The 22,555-nt window shown below is 40.4% G+C and carries 23 protein-coding genes; 13 read left to right on the top strand and 10 right to left on the bottom strand.

Translation table 11 applies throughout. The annotated features are described in order from the left end of the window. Positions 1-582: 582 nt before the first annotated feature. From gyrA to dnaA, 7 genes are all read right to left on the bottom strand, one after another. Positions 583-3,093 (bottom strand): DNA gyrase subunit A, encoded by a 2,511-nt coding sequence (gene gyrA, locus T472_RS07090; protein WP_052011776.1) that lies wholly within the window; start codon positions 3,091-3,093, stop codon positions 583-585. A gap of 58 nt (positions 3,094-3,151) precedes the next feature. Further along, positions 3,152-5,074: a DNA topoisomerase (ATP-hydrolyzing) subunit B gene (gyrB, locus tag T472_RS07085; protein WP_023386791.1), complete on the bottom strand. Its 1,923-nt coding sequence runs from the start codon at positions 5,072-5,074 to the stop codon at positions 3,152-3,154. A 16-nt stretch (positions 5,075-5,090) separates the two neighbouring features. Continuing rightward, positions 5,091-5,351 carry an extracellular matrix regulator RemB gene (gene remB, locus T472_RS07080; protein ID WP_023386788.1) on the bottom strand — a complete coding sequence of 87 codons (261 nt, stop codon included), beginning with the start codon at positions 5,349-5,351 and terminating at the stop codon, positions 5,091-5,093. Between the two features lie 2 nt (positions 5,352-5,353). After that, a complete protein-coding gene (gene recF, locus T472_RS07075; protein ID WP_023386786.1) occupies positions 5,354-6,448 on the bottom strand; it encodes a DNA replication/repair protein RecF in 1,095 nt (364 codons plus the stop codon). Positions 6,449-6,517: 69 nt separating this feature from the next. Continuing rightward, complete coding sequence (locus T472_RS07070; protein WP_023389150.1) at positions 6,518-6,733, bottom strand: RNA-binding S4 domain-containing protein; 216 nt, start codon at positions 6,731-6,733, stop codon at positions 6,518-6,520. Positions 6,734-6,738: 5 nt separating this feature from the next. Beyond that, complete coding sequence (dnaN, locus tag T472_RS07065; RefSeq protein ID WP_023389151.1) at positions 6,739-7,839, bottom strand: DNA polymerase III subunit beta; 1,101 nt, start codon at positions 7,837-7,839, stop codon at positions 6,739-6,741. A gap of 302 nt (positions 7,840-8,141) precedes the next feature. After that, complete coding sequence (dnaA, locus tag T472_RS07060) at positions 8,142-9,491, bottom strand: chromosomal replication initiator protein DnaA (RefSeq protein ID WP_023389152.1); 1,350 nt, start codon at positions 9,489-9,491, stop codon at positions 8,142-8,144. A gap of 559 nt (positions 9,492-10,050) precedes the next feature. Here dnaA and rpmH point away from each other — a divergent pair. From rpmH to T472_RS07010, 11 genes are all read left to right on the top strand, one after another. Next, complete coding sequence (rpmH, locus tag T472_RS07055; RefSeq protein ID WP_023389153.1) at positions 10,051-10,185, top strand: 50S ribosomal protein L34; 135 nt, start codon at positions 10,051-10,053, stop codon at positions 10,183-10,185. 54 nt (positions 10,186-10,239) lie between these two features. Continuing rightward, a complete protein-coding gene (rnpA, locus tag T472_RS07050) occupies positions 10,240-10,608 on the top strand; it encodes a ribonuclease P protein component (RefSeq protein ID WP_023389154.1) in 369 nt (122 codons plus the stop codon). After that, the gene (yidD, locus tag T472_RS19280; RefSeq protein ID WP_082447603.1) at positions 10,589-10,801 is read left to right on the top strand and encodes a membrane protein insertion efficiency factor YidD; all 213 of its coding nucleotides are present in this window, start codon (positions 10,589-10,591) and stop codon (positions 10,799-10,801) included. Before rnpA ends, yidD begins: the two co-directional genes overlap by 20 nt. 29 nt (positions 10,802-10,830) lie before the next feature. Then, a complete protein-coding gene (locus T472_RS07045; protein WP_023389155.1) occupies positions 10,831-11,502 on the top strand; it encodes a YidC/Oxa1 family membrane protein insertase in 672 nt (223 codons plus the stop codon). A gap of 24 nt (positions 11,503-11,526) precedes the next feature. Further along, a complete protein-coding gene (jag, locus tag T472_RS07040) occupies positions 11,527-12,144 on the top strand; it encodes an RNA-binding cell elongation regulator Jag/EloR (RefSeq protein WP_023389156.1) in 618 nt (205 codons plus the stop codon). Positions 12,145-12,244: 100 nt separating this feature from the next. Beyond that, positions 12,245-13,615 (top strand): tRNA uridine-5-carboxymethylaminomethyl(34) synthesis GTPase MnmE, encoded by a 1,371-nt coding sequence (gene mnmE, locus T472_RS07035; protein WP_023389157.1) that lies wholly within the window; start codon positions 12,245-12,247, stop codon positions 13,613-13,615. 13 nt (positions 13,616-13,628) lie between these two features. Next, positions 13,629-15,509, top strand: coding sequence for a tRNA uridine-5-carboxymethylaminomethyl(34) synthesis enzyme MnmG (gene mnmG / locus T472_RS07030; RefSeq protein WP_023389158.1), 1,881 nt, complete (start codon positions 13,629-13,631; stop codon positions 15,507-15,509). Position 15,510: 1 nt separating this feature from the next. Then, positions 15,511-16,227 carry a 16S rRNA (guanine(527)-N(7))-methyltransferase RsmG gene (gene rsmG, locus T472_RS07025; protein WP_023389159.1) on the top strand — a complete coding sequence of 239 codons (717 nt, stop codon included), beginning with the start codon at positions 15,511-15,513 and terminating at the stop codon, positions 16,225-16,227. A gap of 177 nt (positions 16,228-16,404) precedes the next feature. Then, positions 16,405-17,166, top strand: coding sequence for a ParA family protein (locus T472_RS07020; protein WP_023389160.1), 762 nt, complete (start codon positions 16,405-16,407; stop codon positions 17,164-17,166). A 13-nt stretch (positions 17,167-17,179) separates the two neighbouring features. After that, positions 17,180-18,025: a ParB/RepB/Spo0J family partition protein gene (locus T472_RS07015; protein ID WP_023389161.1), complete on the top strand. Its 846-nt coding sequence runs from the start codon at positions 17,180-17,182 to the stop codon at positions 18,023-18,025. Between the two features lie 2 nt (positions 18,026-18,027). Next, positions 18,028-18,555 (top strand): DUF4446 family protein, encoded by a 528-nt coding sequence (locus tag T472_RS07010; RefSeq protein WP_023389162.1) that lies wholly within the window; start codon positions 18,028-18,030, stop codon positions 18,553-18,555. 19 nt (positions 18,556-18,574) lie between these two features. Here T472_RS07010 and T472_RS07005 read toward each other — a convergent pair whose 3' ends face one another. Genes T472_RS07005 through T472_RS06995 form a run of 3 tightly spaced genes read right to left on the bottom strand, consistent with a single transcriptional unit; the run spans position 18,575 to position 21,274 of the window. Beyond that, positions 18,575-18,997, bottom strand: a complete 423-nt coding sequence (locus T472_RS07005; RefSeq protein ID WP_023389163.1) for a hypothetical protein — start codon at positions 18,995-18,997, stop codon at positions 18,575-18,577. Further along, positions 18,994-20,097: an AI-2E family transporter gene (locus tag T472_RS07000; RefSeq protein WP_207643958.1), complete on the bottom strand. Its 1,104-nt coding sequence runs from the start codon at positions 20,095-20,097 to the stop codon at positions 18,994-18,996. Before T472_RS07000 ends, T472_RS07005 begins: the two co-directional genes overlap by 4 nt. A gap of 19 nt (positions 20,098-20,116) precedes the next feature. Continuing rightward, entirely contained in the window at positions 20,117-21,274 is a 1,158-nt protein-coding gene (locus T472_RS06995) for an aminotransferase class V-fold PLP-dependent enzyme (protein ID WP_160319129.1), read from the bottom strand. A 292-nt stretch (positions 21,275-21,566) separates the two neighbouring features. Between T472_RS06995 and T472_RS06990 the strand changes: the two genes are divergently transcribed. After that, positions 21,567-22,220 carry a CPBP family intramembrane glutamic endopeptidase gene (locus tag T472_RS06990; protein ID WP_207643957.1) on the top strand — a complete coding sequence of 218 codons (654 nt, stop codon included), beginning with the start codon at positions 21,567-21,569 and terminating at the stop codon, positions 22,218-22,220. A 77-nt stretch (positions 22,221-22,297) separates the two neighbouring features. After that, a complete protein-coding gene (locus T472_RS06985) occupies positions 22,298-22,555 on the top strand; it encodes a putative Se/S carrier protein (RefSeq protein ID WP_023389167.1) in 258 nt (85 codons plus the stop codon).

Raw genomic sequence — 22,555 nt, 5'->3', positions numbered from 1 at the left:
TTTAATTTTCAAAGAGCTTGTTGCCTCATGTCAGAAGCGACATTGACTATCTTACCACCTTAATCAACGTCCCTATTCGATTTAAGAGCGATTGGTGTTGAATAGGTTTAAAATACTCGAAATATCTATCTAAATCTCTATTTTCCTATTATTGATACACACGGGATTGTTTATTGACAAACAGGATTTATGAAATCTAAACCCGCTTATTGAAACCGTTGTAATCACGGATGTTTTCTTTAAAAATAAAATTATCATCTGTTTTTTGGATATTTGGCCTCTGGTTGCAGGTTATTCCAAATCCGCTGTTTAGGCTGATTTTATCGTTATTATCATGTCAAATCACTGGATTCTTGATAGATTCTTTGCTGCACTTCTTCTAGATACGGATATGGATACGATGATACAAATAAGAACAGCTTTAGAAATCAGCGATTCCCTAATCTGCTTTAATGGACTTTAGAGAATGTGCTTATGGTAACTTTCTTCAATAATCGCCAGGATGGGCACGGAAATTCATCCCCCTACATTATATAAGTATAAAAAAAGGACCGTATAAATACGATCCAATTAATGCTTCAGTTATTCTTCAGATTCCTCGTCTGAGTCATCCTCATCATAGACATCCAATTCAATGTCACTGTCATCAGTATCATCATGGATGCCCTTGCTTATGGTTTCATCACTGTCTATCTCTTCAACCTCTGGCCCTTCTTCATCTCTTGCTGCGATTATCTTTGCCATTGAAACAACCTTGGTAGTTTCCGATGTCTTCATCAGCTTTACTCCCATTGTATTCCTTGAAGTCTCAGATATTTCAGCTATGCTTATCCTGATTGCAACGCCATCGGAATTGATGAGCATCAGCTCATCATCCTGGCTGCAGGATCTCGCACCTACAACAGGGCCTGTCCTGGAAGATACCTTGTATGTTATGAGACCTTTTCCGCCTCTTCTCTGCAGGTGGTATTCACTGATAGGAGTCCTCTTTCCAAGACCGCTTTCAGATACTACAAGGAGGTCCTCGCCTTCTACTGCGATGTCAAAGGATACGCAGGTATCCCCTGATCTCAGGTCTATACCTTTGACTCCAGATGCTGTTCTACCCATGGTCCTTATCTCGTTCTCATTGAACTTGATTGAATAGCCATCCTGTGTTACCAGTATAAGGTCAGCATCTCCCCTTGTGAACTTCACATTGAGCAGCTCGTCGCCTTCCCTGAGGTTTATGGCAATAAGTCCATTCTTCCTTATGTTGGAATAATCCTCAAGACCGGTTTTCTTAACTATCCCATTAGCTGTGCAGAATACCAGGAAACCATCCTGGTCCATGTCGGCTATTGAAATTACCGCCTGAATCTTCTCATCCTGGTCCAATGGTATTATGTTTACAAGGTTAGTACCCTTGGATACTCGTCCTGCATCAGGTATCTCATAAGCCTTAAGCTTATATACCTTACCCTTGCTTGTGAAGAATAAGAGATTCTTGTGAGTCGATGTAACGAACACCTTTGATACGATGTCATCTTCCTTGGTTGACATCGCCTGGATCCCCCTGCCGCCTCTCTTCTGCGAAGAATAGGTTGCAGCCTGGATCCTCTTGATATATCCGGATTGTGTGAGGGTTATAACGACATCCTCTTCAGATATGAGGTCTTCGTAATTTATCTCATCATCCTTCTTCTCAATCCTTGTTCTTCTCTCATCACCGTATTTATCCCTTATCTCAATAAGCTCTTCCCTGATTACACCAAGGAGAATAGCCTCACTTCCAAGTATTTCCTTAAGCCTTGCTATCTGTATCATCAGCTCATCAAATTCATCTACTATCTTATCTCTTTCAAGTCCGGTAAGCCTTCTAAGCCTCATATCCAGTATAGCCACAGCCTGCCTGTCAGAGAGTCCGAACCTCGTCATAAGCTCATTCTTTGCAATATCAGTAGTCTTTGATCCTCTAAGTATCTTTACTACCTCATCAATATTGTCAAGGGCTATGAGCAATCCTTCAAGTATATGAGCCCTTTCTTCAGCTTTGGCGAGTTCAAATATGGTCCTTCTTGTAACTACCTGTTTCTGGAAGTTGAGATAATGGACAAGCATCTCCCTCAGATTCAATACCTTCGGCTCGTTATTAACAAGAGAAAGCATTATAATTCCGAATGTATCCTGGACCTTTGTATGCTTGTACAGATAATTGAGTATAACATGTGCATTTGCATCCTTCTTAAGCTCAATTACTATTCTCATTCCATCTCTGTCAGACTCATCCCTCAGGTCAGAAATACCTGTGAGTTTCTTTTCCTTTACATGGTCTGCGATATTCTCTATGAGCCTTGCCTTGTTCACCATGTATGGAAGTTCAGTTATTATGATCTTTTGTCGGCCGTTCTCTTCCTCTATGTCACTCTTGGCTCTTACAATAACCTTTCCTCTACCGGTTTCATAAGCTTCCCTTATGCCCGATACTCCCATTATTGTTCCAGAGGTCGGAAAATCAGGGCCCTTGATATAAGCCATAAGATCAAGCACAGTAGCATCAGCATTATCTATAAGCAGTATTACGCCATCTATTACCTCTTTAAGGTTATGGGGTGGAATATTTGTTGCCATACCGACTGCGATACCTGATGATCCGTTTACAAGCAGATTTGGATATCTTGATGGAAGAACAGAGGGCTCTCTTTCCTCTCCATCAAAGTTGTCTACAAAGTCAACAGTCTCCTTGCCAATGTCACGGAGCATCTCTACTGCGATTTTTGCTAGCTTTGCCTCTGTGTACCTCATTGCCGCAGCTGAGTCCCCATCGACAGAACCGAAGTTTCCATGTCCATCTACAAGCAGATATCTGATCGAAAAGTCTTGTGCAAGCCTTACTAGGGCATCATAGACAGAGCTGTCTCCATGTGGATGGTACTTACCAAGGACGTCTCCGACAATCCTCGCACACTTCCTATAGCCTTTTTCAGGTGAAAGTCCCAACTGTTGCATTGAATATAGTATTCTTCTGTGAACAGGCTTAAGTCCATCCCTTACATCAGGTAATGCTCGTCCCACTATAACGCTCATTGCATAGTCGATGTAGCTGGTCTTCATTTCTTTTTTTATGTCAATTGAAATGACTTTTCCTTCGTTGTACAATTGCTACACCTCCCTAAATGTCCAGATTTACAACTTTTTTAGAATTTCTCTCTATGAATTCCCTTCTCGGTTCAACCTTATCACCCATAAGTATAGTGAATATCTCATCAGCAGCCTTGGCATCCTCTACAGTTGCCCTGAGCAGTATCCTGTGTTCAGGATCCATTGTAGTATCCCAAAGCTGTTCAGCATTCATTTCTCCAAGACCCTTGTATCTCTGTATATTTACAGAGTTATCCTTGCCACCTATTTTTTCAAGTACTGTCTCAAGCTCCTTGTCTGAATATGTGTACTCGACAAATTTTCCTTTGGTAACCTGGTACAGCGGTGGCTGTGCGATATATACATGTCCATGGTCTATAAGGTCCTTCATGTACCTGTAGAAGAAAGTGAGCAGAAGTGTCCTAATATGGGCTCCATCAACATCAGCATCAGTCATAATGATAATTCTTGAATACCTTAGCTTCTCCTTGTCGAAATCCTTGCCTATTCCGCCACCGAAAGCAGTAACCATGGACCTTATGGTCTCAGAGCCCAGTATCTTGTCCAATCTCTGTTTTTCGACGTTCATGATCTTTCCTCGGATTGGCAGAATTGCCTGGAACTGTCTGTTCCTTCCCTGCTTTGCAGATCCACCCGCCGAATCTCCCTCTACTATGTATATCTCACACTCAAGAGGGTCCTTAGAAGCACAATCCGCAAGCTTACCCGGGAGAGAGCCTCTTTCAAGCACACTCTTTCTGGTCAGCTCCCTTGCTTTTCTTGCAGCTTCCCTTGCTCTAGCAGCCATAAGTGCCTTGTCAATGACAGTCTTACCTATCTGCGGGTTTTCTTCAAGTATAGTCTGCACGCATCTTCCTACCACATTGTCCACAATGCTTCTTACTTCACTGTTTCCAAGCTTTGTCTTTGTCTGTCCTTCAAACTGAGGATTCTCAAGCTTGACTGATATGACTGCAGTGAGACCTTCCCTAATGTCTTCGCCGGATAGGTTCTTGTCATTTTCCTTGATATGTCCGAATTTCTTGCCGTAGTCATTGATTACCCTGGTCATTGCCCTCTTGAAACCCTCAAGGTGTGTTCCACCTTCTGTGGTATCAATGTTGTTAGCATAAGTGAATATGTTTTCGTTGTAGCTGTCATTATACTGAAGTGAGACTTCTACTGAGTAGCCATCCTTCTCTTCCTCCATATATATGGGATCTTTATGAAGAACTTCCTTGTTTCTGTTCAGGTATTCAACGAAGCTTTTTATTCCACCCTCATAGAAATATGATTCCGTCTTTTCATCACGTTCATCATAAAGCGTAATCCTAATTCCCTTATTCAGGAATGCCAGTTCACGCAGCCTGTCTGAAAGAATCTCGAAGTCAAATTCAAGCTCCTCGAATATTTCATCATCAGGCTTAAAGTATGTTCTGGTACCAGTTCCTGTACTTTCACCTACAACCGAAAGCGTGTCAAAAGGTATTCCTCTCCTGAATTCCTGCTTGTACAGTTTGCCGTCTCTCTTTACATAGACAATGCAAACCTCTGACAGCGCATTGACAACGGATGCTCCTACACCGTGCAGTCCTCCTGAAACCTTATATCCTCCGCCACCGAATTTACCTCCGGCATGAAGCACTGTCATTATTACTTCTACAGATGACTTGTTCAGCTTCTTGTTAATACCAACAGGCATACCTCGTCCATTGTCTTCGACTGTTATGGAATTATCCTTATGGATATATACCTCTATGTGGTCACAGAATCCTGCCAGCGCCTCATCTATGCTATTGTCCACTATTTCATATACAAGGTGGTGAAGACCCCTGGAAGAAGTGGTTCCGATATACATTCCCGGCCTTTTTCTTACAGCTTCAAGACCTTCAAGTACTTGAATCTTACTTTCATCATATAACTCGCTATTTTCGATTTTCTCGATGTCTGTCATTGTTTTTCCTCCTTCCCTAGTCTTCAAAATTCAGTTCAGTTCTTTTGGTCAGAGTCCTGGACGAAATCGGCGACAGGTATATCTTCGATTTCTTATCCATCTCGGTTATTATAAAGGATTTTGGTTTTTCATTGTTGATTCTCTCAACAAAACCATCCTCCTCAGCCAGCCTCAGAAACTGACTTGTATCCGGACTGTACATCGTGGTTTCCAGATCGAATATTCCTATGACAGACTTTAGAGGTACAACTATATTTTCTCCAAGGTGCAGAAACAATTTCAATCCTCCTTCCATTTCAATGAACCGTCCGTGACATTAAACAGCCTGTAATCCCCTGTCAGATAATCCTCGATATTCTCGACTCCTGTGCAGGTTATCACAGTCTGTATGTTTTCTATGGATTTTAATATGAACTTCTTTCTCGAAAGATCAAGCTCAGAAAGCACATCATCAAGAAGCAGTACAGGATATTCACCCTTTATATCCCTTATTATCCCAAGGGAGGCAAACTTCATGGTCAGGACTGCTGTCCTCTGCTGACCCTGTGAACCATAACTTCTTACATCAACACCATTTATATTGATTGAAAAATCATCTCTGTGCGTGCCTACCGATGTATTACCTTTCTCCATATCCTTTTCTCTGTTTCTGGAAAGACTTGTAAGAAAATCATCTTTCATCGACTCACCAAAAGGAACAGATGGGACATAAACAAAATCAACATTTTCACGACCTGATGTAATCTCGAGATGTATGTCTTTTCCTCTGGCATTAAGCATCCTGATATAATTCATTCTTTGTTTCATGATATAAAGGCCGTTGTCAACGAGCTGATGGTCATAGACATCTAGCATGTTCCTGTCCATCTTCCTGTTTTTCATCAATGAATTTCTTTCGTTAAGGACCTTGTTATACGACACGAGTGCATTATAGTATTTTCTGTCAAGCTGGCTTATTTCCATGTCCAGGAATTTTCTTCTCAACGATGGCGATTCCTTGACTATCTTAAGGTCTTCTGGAGAGAACATGACTATATTAAGTACACCAATCAGGTCTCCCATCTTTTTGATTTTGATCTTATTGACCCCAATCGATTTCTTGCCATCATTAAGGATGAATATGTCTATATCCTTGTCCAGTCTTTCCCTTTCGATGTGGAGCTTGATTCTTGCATTATCTTCTCCCCATCTGACAAGTTCTTTATCTTTTGAGGTCCTGTGGGACCTTCCGAAGGCGCAGAAATACATAGCCTCAAGAACGTTTGTCTTACCTTGGGCATTTTCCCCCTGGAAAACATTGACTCCGTTACCGAGATCCATATCCAGCTCTTTATAGTTCCTGAAATTATGAAGAGTCAATCTGTTAATTCTCATCGTAAAAAACACCCACAATATATTATACCACATACAAAGTTAACTTTGTATGTGGTATGTGTCACTGACTTATTCAGACTCTTTTACAGCCCTGTATGTCTCTCCGTTGAATTCTACAACATCCCCCGGATATACCTTCTTCCCCCTCTGCAGAACGACTTCTCCATTGATCTTCACCAAACCATCAAGAATGTACGCCTTTGCTTCTGATCCCAGGCCTACTGCGCCGCACCATTTCATGAATGAATCCAGCTTTATGAATTCTGTCCTAATAGTTACATCCAATTTCCTTACCTCGCAATTCTGACAGGCAGCACTAGATACTTGCAGTTGTCCTTGATCCTGTTCTTTATTATGCAGGGGCTGACACTCGATGTCATCTCAAACATTATCTCATCCTCTTCAATTACTTTGAGAACATCTATAAGATATCTAGAATTGAAAGCTATCTCGATAGGTTCTCCCTTTGAAGTAATCGAAAGTTCTTCCCTGACCTTTCCAAACTGAGAATTCGAGGTTATGACCATGCGTCCACCATCGATATTCATCTTGATCAGGTTGCTCGTTCCATCCTTCGACATGAGCGAAGCTCTCTCAATTGAATCATGCAGAACCGCTTTACTTGTTGTAAAGCTTAATCTGTAATCACTTGGGAGTATAGACTCATACTTTATGAAATCTCCTGATAAAAGCCTTGAAACTATCTTCGTATCCTTTATTCTGAACATGATGTGATTGTCATTGAAGGATATGCTCACATTCTCAGTTGAGTCAGACAATATCTTGTTGACTTCATTGAGTGTCTTTCCAGGTATCACAACTGAAAAATCATCTACCGAATCAAGATTTTCCGTTCTTAACGCAAGTCTGTATCCATCTAGAGCTACCATATTGAGCACGCTGTTCTTCACCTCAAACAATACACCCATTAATATAGGCCTGGCCTCATCCAGTGCAACTGCAAAATTGGTAGCTGTGATCAGGTTCTTCAGCAGAGATTCCCTTATTTCAACTCCACTTTCCCTTCCTATTTCTGGAAGGTCCGGAAAATCATCAGCATTCAGAAAAAGAAGATTGAAAACTGAATTTTCGCAAGTAACCGTTATTGTATTGTTTTCGGTTGTTAAAACATCAACCTCGCTGTTTGGAAGCTTCCTGACTATCTCACCGAAAAGCTTGGAGTCTATTACGATGGTCCCATCTTCAACTACCGTAGCAGGTACTTTTGTCTCTATGCTGAGATCTATATCAGTCCCTCTCAATATGAGTCCTTCACTTGTAGTCTCAATATATATACCTTCGAGGACCTGCATGGTCGACTTTCCCTGAATTGCTTTTTGTACGGTAGATATGCCTTCGACCAAATCCTTCTTTTCACATCTGAAATGCATGAACAAAACCTCCTGAATTCATTGAATGTAACATTGTTCTATGGTGGATGAATCAGTCAACATAACGGGATCCGCTATCTGCCTATATATAGATAATAATATATTAATTTTAGTTGTAGTAGTAGTAGGCTGCGGTATAGTGTGGATAAGTTCCAAACCTTATAATTCTGAGTGAAAATCAAAGTTTTCAACATGTGGATAAGGTATAGCGATTGGCACCTACTTATCCACAGTGTTAGAAGCGGAAGTTTGAAGTTGCTGTTATCCACAGTCTAAAATAAACTAAATCAACAATTTGTGAATTACTGGCTTGTCAGCTTCTTTGTTATAAGCTTTATGGCACCGGCAAGCGCATCATCAGTCTTAAGTGCCTCAGAGATCTTTTCATATGCATGTATCACGGTAGTATGGTCCCTGCCACCGAATTCTTCTCCGATTTTAGGAAGGGACATGTCTGTAAGCTTTCTGGAAAGATACATTGCTATCTGTCTTGGAAAAGCAACATTTCTGGTCCTTCTCTGTGATTTCAGCTCCTGAATCGACATATTATAATAGTTGGACACAACATCCTGGATAAGGTCTATCGTAATGCTCTTGGACTGGGTGGAAGAAATGATGTCCTTGAGTGCCTCTGCAGCCAAATCAACAGTAATGTTCTTATTGTTTGTGAGGGATGAGTATGCCATGACCCTGATAAGGGCTCCCTCAAGTTCTCGTATATTGGATTTTATCTTTGTGGCAATATAGACCATGACTTCACTAGATACCACATAGTTTTCAGTTTCCGCTTTCTTCTTGAGGATTGCGATCCTGGTCTCAAAATCAGGAGCCTGGATATCTGCCTGAAGTCCCCATGCAAACCTTGTTCTGAGCCTGTCTTCAAGAGTTGGTATCTCATTGGGTGGTCTGTCACTGGATATTATTATCTGTTTCCTTGCTTCGTATAGTTCATTGAATGTATGGAAGAATTCTTCCTGGGTGCTTTCCTTCCCTGCGATAAATTGTATGTCGTCAACCAGCAATACATCTACATTCCTGTATTTGTTCCTGAAATCAGCATTCTTGTCATACCTTATTGAATTTATAAGTTCATTTGTAAATTTTTCAGATGATACATATACTACATTCGCCTTTGGATTTTGTGTAAGTATATGGTGCCCTATCGCGTGCATAAGATGAGTTTTTCCCAATCCTACTCCACCATAAAGGAAAAGTGGGTTATATGCATTTGCGGGAGATTCTGCCACGGCAACAGAAGCGGCATGTGCGAATCTATTGGAGTTACCTATGACAAAAGAATCAAATGTGTATTTTGTATTGAGAGTTCCGTTGTTGCTCCTTGGAACCTCAGGAACAGGTGCAGCCGTCTTGGTCTCAACCACCGGGGCTACATCTGGAAGTCCTCCGATAACATAATCAACTTCGATATCTTCATCAAGTACATGCTTTACTGCTTCCTTGATAAGAACCTTGTATCGCTGCCTAAGTATGTCCAGGGTCAGCTCATTTGGGACATCAATATAGAATACTCCACCCCTCGTGCCAATTGGAACCAGTCCAGCTATCCATGTATTGTAGCTGACCTCAGACATGATCTCCACTTTCAGCACTTTGAGTATATTATCCCAGTTTTCTTTGAGTCGGGCGTCCATATGAAGTATCCTCCTAAAATGTTTATATAAGTAATGAAAGATTTTTCTGCTGTTTTACTACCGCACAGGTTGTGTACAGGTTATAAACAGCAAAAAAAGAATAAAATCATCATGTTGACAAGTCTAATCAACATGATGTTAATATTGTAGATATTGATGAAAAGCTGGCTGAATTTTATAAAAAACATGAAAAAAAGCCAACATTGTTCATTTCATTTAATCATTGGTGCACAAAGGAAAAACATTCTGGTCCATATTTATCCAAAGTGGAACGAACAGTTTATGCACAGGGTTATCAACAGTTGTGGATAAACTCGCCATTTTGGTGCAGTTATCAACAACTCCACATAATAATAGCATATAAAAAATGGGGTGTACAATAAGTTATCCACAAATAAGGTGGGCTAAATATAACGGTGTTCCGGATTTTCAAGTTCCTTGACACTGATATGGTCCATGAGTATAATAGGAGAGTAAATCCTGATTATGATGTCCATATTGGATAGAGAAAAGTTTTTAGGATATGAGCACCTATTAAACAACGAAGGGGGTGTCTAATATGTTTATGACATACCAGCCAAAGGTTAAGCAGAGAAAGAAAGAGCATGGTTTCATGAAGAGAATGGCTACCAAGAATGGTAGGAACGTACTCAAGAGAAGAAGACTCAAGGGAAGAAAAAGACTAACAGCTTAAGGGCCGCATCACGTGGCCTTTTTCTGCAAGTTGAGCTGAAAGGAAATTGTCTCCATGAAACATGAAAAGATAAGAAAGAATACTGAATTCCGGAATGTCTACAGGAGAGGCAAATCCTTATCGAATTACCTGCTTGTTCTTTATTACATGAAAAACAGAAGGAACATTACTGATGGTGTAAAATTCAACAGGGTAGGCATATCGGTCAGCAAAAAAGTTGGTAAAAGTGTAGTCAGGAGCAGGGTCAAGAGACTGATTAGCGAAGCTTACAGGCTAAACAAATCGAATTTCATAGAAGGCCATGATTTTGTTTTTGTGGCCAGAACATCCATTAACGGCAAAAGCTATAGAGATGTGGAGAAGGCAATGCTCGGTCTTTATAAGAAAGCGGGACTGACAAAAATTGAAAAAGATACTGATTAATATTATCAGGTTCTATAGAAAATATATATCACCAATGAAACAACCGAGTTGCAGGTTTTATCCGACTTGCTCTCAGTATGCCATTGAAGCCATTGAAAAGTATGGAGCAGTAAAGGGTACTTTTCTGGCTATAAGACGAATTCTCAAATGTCATCCATATCACAAGGGAGACCCATATGATCCTGTAAAATAACTATTGGTGAAAGCCATGGAGGTAATAAGTTGTTAGAGCCATTAAATCAATTATTCATCAGCGTCTTTCACATCATCAAGTCATTTCTGGACCAGTTTGTAGCTGATCCTGGAAATCAATGGGGATTCACAATAATATTATTCACAGTACTCATAAACTTCCTTATGTTCCCATTGAACTATAAGCAGATAAAATCAATGAAGAAGACACAGGCTATACAGCCTGAAGTTAAAAAGCTTCAGGAGAAATACAAGAATGATCCTCAGAAGGTTCAGGAAATGACCATGAAGCTCTATAAGGACAATAATGTCAGCATGTTCGGAGGCTGCCTGCCTCTTCTTATTACCTACCCTATCTTCATAGCCATGTTCAGTGTTTTCAGAAAGCTTGCTGAAGACGGTTCGATCACAGCAATGAAGTTCGGTCCGCTAATACCGGATCTTGGGGCTAAAGGAAATATAGTCCTGTCAGTTCTTGCGGTTGTCACCATGATACTTTCAACCTGGCTCAGCCAGAGCAAGAATAAGGCTGTCAAGGATGATGCGATGACAAAGCAGACAAATATGATGAGCTACAGCATGTCTCTTCTATTTGGATTCTTTACCTACACATCTACTGCAGCTCTTGGATTATACTGGGTAACTGGAAATGTATTCAGGATAATACAGACACTTATCTTGAATTATGTAGAGAAGGAATAAATATCCGGATGAGGTGGTATTGATATGAAAGCATTGGAGTTTTCTGGAAAAACAGTTGATGATGCTCTCTCGAACGCACTCAAGGAACTCAAGGTTGAGAAGGACCGTGTAGAATATGAGGTGATTGAGGAAGGCAGCAAGGGTTTACTTGGAATCATTGGAGCAAAACCGGCTCTGATACGTGTTACTGTAAAGAAGAACGCGCCAGAGGAAGCCGTAAGATTTTTAAGCGGTGTATTGGATTCAATGGGAATAGTTGCTGAAATCAAGGTGAAGGAAGAGGATGACGTACTCAGAATAAACCTCTCCGGTCCCAAAATGGGTCTCATTATCGGATATAGGGGTGAGACGCTGGATTCACTTCAATATCTTACCAGTCTTGTTGTAAATAAAATCAGTGGTTACAAGAGAGTAGTACTCGATACTGAAGGATACCGACAGAAGCGCGAGGACACACTCAAGAGACTTGCTGATAAGACAGCATATAAGGTAAAGAAATACGGCAGGTCGATGAAACTGGAGCCGATGAACCCATATGAAAGAAGAATCATCCACTCAGCTCTTCAGGGTGTTGAAAGCATCAAGACATACAGCGTTGGCGATGAGCCGTACAGAAGAGTTGTAGTTGAACTGGATAAATAGAAGTGAGCCTGAGTTAACTCAGGCTTTTTTTATTATGAAGCTGTTGGATAAATACGTACTGATGATGATGAGAAGATTCAAAGATTTGGAAGGAGTAGCCATGAGAGACTTTGATACAATTGCAGCCATTGCTACACCACCCGGTGAAAGCGGAGTAGCCATGATCAAAATATCCGGAAACGATGCTAAGGCTATTGTCTCGGAAATATTCAAGTTGAAGAATAATGACGTGTTTCTTAATATCAGGCCTTGGAAAATGCATTATGGACATATTGTAGAATATGATAGCGGAGAAATTATCGATGAGGTAGTAGTCAGCTACTTCAAGGCTCCAAAAAGCTATACAGCTGAGGATGTTGTTGAAATAACAAGTCATGGTGGGTATACTTCATCAAGGCGGATACTTGATCAGGTTTTACTAAGGGGAGCAAGACCGGCGGGGCCAGGTGAATTCACGAAAAGGGCATTTCTGAACGGTCGTATTGATTTGGCTCAGGCTGAAGCTGTAATTGACATAATCAATTCTAAAACGGACCAATCAATGAAAACAGCAATGGCCCAATCACAGGGACGTCTCTCAAAGGAAATAACAAATATCAGGGAGAGACTCCTTAATATGCTGGCCTTCATTGAAGTAACTGTCGATTTCCCAGAGGATGACCTGGAATCAGCGACAGCTGAAAAAGTAAAATGTGATGCTGAAGAAATACTCCATAAGATTGAAACCCTGCTCAAGACATCAGGTGAAGGCAAAATCATAAGGGATGGCCTGAGAACTGTAATTGCCGGAAAGCCAAATGTAGGCAAATCCTCACTGCTGAATACTCTGCTCATGGAAACAAGAGCAATCGTTACGGATGTTCCAGGAACGACACGTGATGTTATTGAAGAATACCTTAACTTGGATGGAATTCCTGTAATACTGGTAGATACTGCAGGAATCAGAGATACTGAGGATATTGTTGAAAGAATAGGCGTTGATATATCCAAACAAAAATTGTCTGAAGCTGACCTTGTCCTATTTATGCTCGACAGGTCAAGACCAATCGACAAGGAAGATATCGAAATTCTAAACCGTCTTGAATATGCAAGATATATTGTATTGTTGAACAAGACTGACCTTGATGACAGACTTGAATACGATCACCCGGTACTTGCTGATGCCATACAGGTTTCGGCAACTAATGGTTACGGAATCACTGAATTAAAGCGGAGAATCAAGGAGATGTTCTTTGCCGGGACAGTGAAGGCGGGCGAATATTCAGTTTCAAACGACAGGCATAAAGAGGCTCTCATTAGGGCAAGCGAGAGTCTTAAGGATGCTCTTGTGGCTTTAGAAGAGAATATGCAACTTGATGTCGTATCAATAGATTTAAGTGCGTCATGGAGTTACCTTGGGGAAATCACCGGGGACACACTGCAAGAGGATCTAATTGACAAGATCTTCTCGGATTTCTGTGTAGGAAAATAAGGAGTACCAGTTTATGTACGAAGCAGGAACATACGATGTAATCATAGTCGGTGCCGGTCACGCAGGATGTGAAGCTGCGCTGGCGTCTGCCAGGCTGGGCTGCAGGACTTTAATGTGTACAATGAATATCGACAGTCTGGCATTTATGCCTTGTAATCCGAATATAGGTGGAACTTCTAAAGGTCACCTCGTCAGAGAAATCGATGCTTTGGGCGGTGAGATGGGTATAAATATCGATAAGACACTGATACAGTCAAGGATGCTGAATTTGTCCAAGGGCCCGGCAGTCCACTCTTTGAGGGCACAGGCTGACAAAATGAAGTATCAGATGGAAATGAGAAGGATTGTAGAGAGCGAGCCCAACCTTACTGTCAAGCAGATTGAAGTTACATCCCTCATAAGCGATGGCAAGGCTATTTATGGTGTAATGACCAAAAATGATGCAGTCTTCAGATCAAAAGCTGTAGTTCTGTGTACAGGCACTTACTTGAAAAGCAAGATCATAATTGGTGAGACAGCTTATGAATCAGGACCTAACGGACTTTCATCATCCAAAACCCTGACTTACAGCCTTAGGAATCTTGGCATAAGGATAATGAGATTCAAAACAGGAACACCAGTTCGAATACATAGAAGAAGTGTAGATTTTACTTTAACTGAGGAACAGAAAGGAGATCATAGGATCATACCATTCTCCTTCATGACAGAAGGTATCGAACGCCAGCAGGAAAGCTGCTATCTTGTTTATACCAATGAAGATACACATGAAGTGATATCAAAAAACAGGCATCGGTCACCAATGTTCAATGGTTCAATTGAGGGAGTTGGAGCAAGGTATTGTCCTTCTATCGAGGATAAGATATTCAGGTTTCCAGACAGGGAAAGACATCAGCTGTTCCTGGAGCCTGAGGGACTATATACACAGGAAATGTATGTCCAGGGATTCTCTTCATCATTGCCTGAAGAGGTTCAGCTTGAAATGCTGCATACGATTCCGGCACTTAGGAATGCTGAAATAGTAAGATGTGGCTACGCAATTGAATATGATGTAATAGATCCTCTCCAGTTGTCCCCTGCTCTTGAATTCAAGGAAATCAGCGGACTTTTCGGGGCAGGCCAGATTAATGGCACTTCAGGCTATGAGGAGGCTGCAGCCCAGGGATTGGTAGCAGGTATTAATGCCGCGTTAAAAGTAATTGGAAAGGAACCACTGATTATTGACAGGTCACAGGCATATATTGGTGTTCTTATTGATGACCTTGTAACTAAGGGAACCAATGAGCCTTACAGAATGATGACTTCAAGATCAGAGTACAGGCTGCTCCTTAGGCAGGATAATGCCGACCTGAGACTTACTGAACTGGGTAGAATGGTGGGTCTCGTTACAGATGACAGATACCAAACTTATATAAAAAGAAAATCTAATATCGAAAGCGAAGTTGCGAGATTGAAGTCTGTACAAGTCACAGGTAACGCAGAAACAAATAGGATATTATGTGAGCTTGGATCCGTCGAGTTAAAAAAGCCCATAAGCCTCTATGAGTTGATAAAGAGGCCTGAACTCGATTATTTTAAGATTTCCGTACTTGATACAAACCGCCCTTTCCTGTCACTAGATGTGATGGAAGAAGTAAGCATAATCAGTAAGTATGAGGGCTATATTGTAAAGCAGCTCGAGCAGGTGGCACAGTTTGAGAAATATGAGAAAAAACGACTGGATGCAATTAAGGACTATATGGAAATCAAAGGTTTAAGAATTGAAGCACAGCAGAAGTTGAATAAAATCAGGCCATTTAATCTAGGGCAGGCTTCAAGAATATCGGGGGTTAATCCTGCAGATATATCCGTAATTGCAATTTACTTGGAGACAATCAAAAAGACCAGGGAGGAATAGTATGTACTTTGATTATATGAAATCATGTGCTGATGAAATCGGAATTGAATTTGATGAAATTGCATATGAGAAGTTCATTCGATATTCTGAGATGCTGATCGATTGGAATTCAAGAGTTAACCTTACAGCAATAACCGATATGGATGGAATAATAAAGAAGCATTTCATAGATTCGCTGAAGGTATTTGAATTCACCAAACTGAGAAAAGCCCAGAAAATAATTGATGTGGGAACTGGAGCTGGGTTTCCAGGTATTCCTATGAAGATTGTAAATGAAGAGTTTGAATTGACTTTACTTGATTCTCTGAATAAGCGCATTGAATATTTAAAGGAAGTATGCAGGGAATTGGATCTTGATAATGTCAATTTCGTGCATTCCAGAGCTGAAGATGGGGCAAAGATGCCTGAGCATCGAGAAAAATATGATATTGCAGTGTCCAGGGCAGTTGCTAATATGGCGGTACTTTCAGAGCTCTGTCTTCCTTTTGTAAGACAAGGGGGGTATTTTATAGCTTTAAAGGGACCGGGTGTAGAAGCTGAATTGAATGAAGCTAAGAGAGCAATAAGTGAGATGGGTGGAAAACTTCTGGAAGTTATTAATGTTACTATTAAGGATACTGACCTAAACCATAATATTGTTGTGGTGGAAAAGGTTTCCCGGACACCACAGAAGTATCCAAGACAAGCAGGGATAGTTGCAAAGAAGCCAATCAGATAGAAGACGCGATGTTTCACGTGAAACATCGCGTCTTCAACTTAGTTCGACTCATTTGTTAGTGGTTGAGTGTTTTCAAACAGCCTATGTTTCACGTGAAACAATTTTGAATTTGACTATTAAATGCATACGCTTAAGTTTATAATAGAATAGTGTGAATATAAGAATTCGGGGGATAACATGAAAGTAGTATGCGTATTTAACCAAAAAGGTGGGGTCGGAAAGACAACAACCAATATCAATATAGCTTCATATGTTGCCTTGAAGGATAAGAAAGTCCTGGTAATTGACATGGATCCCCAAGGGAACACTACCAGCGGATTTGGGATAGACAAGGATAAACTTGAATATTCGACATATGATCTGCTTTTATCAGACACTGAGCTTGATCTCGTTATCCAACCGGTTGAAAGCATCAGCAATATTGAGATAATACCATCCAACATTGAGCTGGCTGGTGCTGACCTTGAGCTTGCAATGATACCGGAAAGGGAAAAAATTCTAAAAAGCAGATTGGATGGAATCATTGAAAAATATGATTATGTATTCATCGATTGCCCGCCCTCACTTGGTTTACTCACAATCAATGCCTTGACTGCTGCCAACTCAGTGATAATACCCATGCAATGTGAGTATTATGCCCTTGAAGGAATCAGTCAACTAATCAAGACAATAAACCTGGTGAAGAAGGGTCTAAATAAGGATTTGGAGATTGAAGGCGTTGTTCTGACTATGTTCGACTCCAGAAGAAACCTGCAGCTCCAGGTTGCTGAAGAGTTGAAGAGCTATTTTGGAGAACTTGTATATGAGAATACAATACCTAGAAACATCAGATTGGCTGAGGCACCAAGCTTTGGATTACCAATATTTGCATATGATGACAAGTGTAAGGGTGCAGAGTCATATTCAGATCTTGCAGAAGAATTTTTAAGAAAGCAATAAAGGAGGATTTTTGGTGGCAAAAAAGTTTGGATTAGGTAAGGGCCTTAACGCACTGTTACCAGAGGCTGAAGAGACTTCAGGCCCGATAGATAGTATAGACATAAATAGAATCAAACCCAATAAAGAGCAGCCAAGAAAGTATTTTGACGAAGATAAAATCTACATGCTCTCCGAATCCATAAAAGAGCACGGAATGATTCAACCAATCATCGTCAAAAAAGAAGGCGAAGATTATAGGATAATCGCAGGTGAAAGACGCTGGAGAGCGGCCAGAAAAGCCGGATTAAAAGAAATACCCGTGATAATGATGGATCTTTCGGAGAAGGATGTTTTAGAAATATCCCTCATAGAGAATATCCAAAGGCAGGACCTGAACCCGATGGAAGAAGCCAGTGCTTTTAAGAGACTCCTTGAAGACTTCAGCCTTACTCAGGAAGATCTTTCAAAAAAACTTGGGAAGTCAAGAACAGCCATATCGAACACAATCAGACTGTTGAACCTTGATTCAAGGGTTCAGGAATTTCTGATAGAAGGAATACTGTCAGAAGGTCATGGAAGGGCATTGCTTGGACTTGAGAACCATGACGATCAGTATCATGCAAGCCAGAAAGTCATTGATTTCAGCTTAAGTGTAAGGGAAACTGAGCACCTGGTTGCGGTATACCACACTGAAAAGGTTGAGAGGCAAAAGAAAACATTGGATCCATATCTATCCGATCTTGAAAAAAGGCTCGGAGAAGTTCTTGGTACAAAGGTGCGGTTCAAAACAAAAGCAAAAAACAAAGGGAAAATCGAGATTGAGTATTACAGTTCAGATGAGCTTGATAGAATACTGGAGTTTCTGAAGGTTGAGGATTAAATATGGATATTAATTACATATATGAAATGGTTTATGAAAATATTGGAGTAATAGCAATAGCGCTCGCTGCTTTATTTTTGGTGTATACAGTCATATTCATACTGCTGCTTGTCAGGACTAACAAGCTTCAGCGAAAATTGACAAGACTCATGAAAGGATCCAGTGCTGTATCAATTGAAGAAATGATAAGTTCCTATCAGGAGAAAGTTGAGACGGCCAAACAAAATTCTGAAATGTGCGTTGATAATCTGAAGCTGTTGAACAGTCAGATAAGGAACTGCGTACAGAAGGTAGGAGTTGTGAGGTTCAAGGCATTCGAAGACGTCGGCAGCGATCTCAGCTACTCTGTCGCACTACTTGATGATCATAATGATGGTGTTGTGATTACAAGTCTTTTCGGACGAAATATAAGCACCTCATATGCGAAACCAATCGAAAAAGGTGAGTCAAAATATGCTCTCTCAGATGAAGAGATGTATGCTATGAATAAGGCCATGGGTCTCGAAAAGAAGAGCAGGAACGGTAAATAATGCCATTCCTGCTCTTCTTTCATATGTCATTTCTTATTTCATCAAGTTTGGTATCCGCCCACTCCCAAAATTTTATAAGCTTGCCCTTGATGGTCTGAAAATCTTTGTTGTCTGTAAGTTCTTCAAGGAGGTCGTCATATCGCGTAAGCATTTCAGCCTTGAATTCGGCATACTTTTTCTGTGTCGCTTCACTTGCAGCAGAAAGGTCCATTTCCTCCATCTTCTTACTGAATTCTGAGAAGTCCCTTGCAAAATCGGAACCCTCAAGAAGTTCTTCATTCTTATATTTATCTATTATCGAATTTGAGTAATCCATTGCGCTGTTAAGTATGGTCTCAGCTTTTTCCAGCAATTCCTTGCCTTTATCAGGTACCTGGAAATTACAGCCTGTAATAACAGTAGCAAGACAAACAGCAGCCGCAGCTTTTATTATGGATTTCATTCGACACCTCCTGTCTGGTCATTAATATTATTTGCAAAGGTATCTATGACATTTACTTTCTGCAAAACTTTAAATCCAACCGCCATGAACATAAGATAGAACATTCCAAGAACGCCATTTAGCTTAAGTCCTATGAAAATTGCCATTATTGTAATTATTGGGCTCATATCCAAAGTGCTGGCAACGATCCTAGGTTCCCAGACATTCCTTCCTACCGCGACAATGACCCACAATATAATGAGACCGGCAGGCACCACTATGTTTCCGTGAGCAAAGTAGTAAACCCCCAGAGGGACATAAGCAGCAGATACACCAAGTATTGGAAGCAGATCCAGGAAAGCAGTTACCAGGCCAAGCAAAAGTGCGTAAGGTATACCGAGGAGCATATAGCCAAAACTGGAAATCAGTCCGGTTATAAATATTACAAGAAGATATGACAGGGCATATTTAATGACCATATCCTTTCCTTCATTCAAAATACCTATGAATCTTCCTTTATTCTCTTTTTCAATGGGCAAATATTTCAGTAGAAAATGAGGTTCTTTAATCATCAGCCGAGTAAAGAGGAAAGTACAAACAACAGTAAAGATTATGACTAGAAGCAGCGATGGTATGCCTGTAATTGAAATTACCGAAAACTTGCCGATTGCAGTGCCAAGAGACAAGGAAATATCCCTAATTGACATCAAAGCGCTGTTAAGCATCTGATTTCCAGATTCGATAAGCCTTGGATCGAGATTTTCAATTTGAGATATCAGCCAGTGGTATTTTTCATTAAACCAAAACATGATGCTTTCACCATTATCGGTGAAATAATTTACAACAGCTACTCCAAATCTGACGGCCTGGTTTGCGATACCTATAGCCAGCATAGTAACAAGCGTACCTATTATTCCGAAAAAAAGTATGATTATGGGCAGTCTGATATACTTCTGGTCAATCTTAAGTTTGGAACTTATACCCCGTATAAGTCTGGAAAGTACTGATGCAAAGATGAATGCAAGCACAAATGGAATCGTATAGCGAAGCGTTGTGGTAAAAATAATAAATATGAGAGTATAGCATACAAAATATATTATTATCTGATCGTATCTCTTCATATGGTCCTTTACAGTACCGTTAGTCATGTGATACTCCTTTCAACATTGAGAATGCGCTAAACAGAGCGTCAATATCGCATTCAGAAGTCAGGTGGTTAAAGCTGATACGTAATGAACCTGAAGTATCGGTGCCAAAGACCTTATGGGCAAGTGGCGCACAATGAAGTCCTGAGCGGGTAGTGATACCGAATTCATTATCAAGGACATATGAAGCCAAAGATGGATCAATATCACTGAATGTAAGTGAAAAACAGGGAATTCTTCCTTTGCTAATATCAATCCCATATAAAAATATTTCACTAAACTTCTTCAGTCGATTAAGAAAATGATCCATCAGCCACTGGTTTTTAGCCGTTATTGAATCCAATCCTTCTTCAAGAATATGATTTACACCAGCTGACAACCCTGCGATGCCGGGAACATTTGCAGTTCCAGCTTCATACTTATCTGGAAGAAACATTGGATGAGAGAGGCTGGATGAATCTGAGCCTGTACCGCCAGTAAATACAGGCATCATTTCATGGTTGATCCTGTCATTTAGTATGAAACCACCTGTTCCCTGCGGACCTAAAAGTCCTTTATGTCCTGTAAATGCGACTGCATCTGCTGACAGATTGCCTATATTTACCGGAATGTAGCCAGCTGTCTGAGCGGCATCAATTACAACAAAAATATCCTTATTGCGAAGCAGCTGTCTCACTGATGAAATATCCTGGATAGTACCACACAGGTTAGAGGCGTGTGTCAAAATTATGAGTTTCGTCTCTTTCTTTTCCAATCCTTTCAGGTCTTCAATTTTGATACGTCCGAAACTATCAGCACCTAACAGGTCATAGGTTATAATTCCGCTCTTCCTGAGTCTTTCAAGAGGTCTCAGGACCGAATTGTGTTCCATAACAGAGGAGATTACGTGGTCACCCTTCTTAAGGAGCCCAATCAATATTGTATTGAGGGATTCAGTGACTGATGACTTTAAGATTACATTATCTGGTGAAGGCATACCGAAAAGTGTTCCTATGATAGTTCTTGTTTCAAACAATAATCTGGAACTCTCTATAGAGGATTTGCCAGACCCCCTTCCTGGATTTCCCAAATTGCCTGACATGGCTTTACAGACCGCATCAGTGACACATTGTGGTTTGATTAGCGATGTGGAAGCGCAATCTAAATATATCATCAAGCATCTCCTGTGTGATTGAAAATCGATTGAATTAGGGTATCGGGTACATCTATATTTTATCATTTGAAGCATTAGTAAACCACTATCTCAAGTGTGACATCAAGCTTTACATTCCTTTATTCTTGCTGCTATTGGCGATGTACTTAAAAGGTTCAGGTTATAATCACTAATGATTAAGAAATGATGAAAATGCATCTGATTGTAGGGTGAAAGGATATAATATAATGTATCATGAATAAAGGGTGATATTGTGAAGGTTGTAAAAAATGAATTTAAGTCACTTTCCATAATGATTGCAGCAAGTTGTCTCATCATCTTCTATATCGACAAGGTGATTATGCCTGTATATCTGGTAAAATCAATATTCAAAGTACTCCTGTTCTTAGGTGTACCTGCTGCCTATTCTGTTGTCACGGGAAGGAATCTCTTCAAGGGGCTGTTTTCGGGGAAGTCAGGGTTCCTAAAGCCTGCAGCACTGGGAGTTTCTGTTTATATACTTATGATTATAACATTTTATCTCATATCAGGATTTATTGATCTTGAAAACATAAGACAGATACTGTCGTCAAACCTTGATGTCGAACGGGAGAATTTCATTCTTGTCGCTTTGTATATATCAATCATTAATTCATTGATTGAAGAAATCTTCTTCCGAGGGATTGCTTTCATCAAGATGAAGGGGCTAGCCGGCAGAGCCGTAAGCTACATATTATCTGCAGGCAGCTTCGCAGCGTATCATGTGGCAATTCTTGAAGGATGGGCTGATAGCCTGATAGTAATACTTGCGATTGCGGGATTGTTCATAGCTGGAGTATTCTTTAATTTCCTTGACGAACACTCCAATGACATCAAATTTTCCTATCTTGTACATATGTTTGCAAATTTTGCGATAAATACTATAGGACTGCATATGTATGGGATGATAAGGCTACCATTTCTGTGATTCACTTGTTGCAAGGGTAATGGGTTTGTTATAATGAAGGTTGCTGGAGCAGCTTGAAAAATGTTTTTGGAGGATGCATGGAGATTTATCTGATTACGTTCAAAAATACACAGGATGCCATGAAGGCTGAAGCAGAATACAAATCTGAAAATGTTATCTTCAGCGTCTACCCAACCCCTCCCATGATACTTGGGAGTTGCGGATTAAGCCTCAGACTGACTGATGAAGAGTATTTTAAAAAGGGCAAAAGATTGCTTGAGAAAATATCCTATAAGGCTGTATACAGATTCACTGTAAATGGAATAATGAAGGTAGAACATGAGAACACGCTGTGA

Source organism: Youngiibacter fragilis 232.1, assembly GCF_000495435.3.
Lineage (GTDB): Bacteria > Bacillota > Clostridia > Clostridiales > Clostridiaceae > Youngiibacter > Youngiibacter fragilis.
Note: the sequence above shows the minus strand (reverse complement) of the source record. Positions and strands in the feature narration are given on the sequence as shown.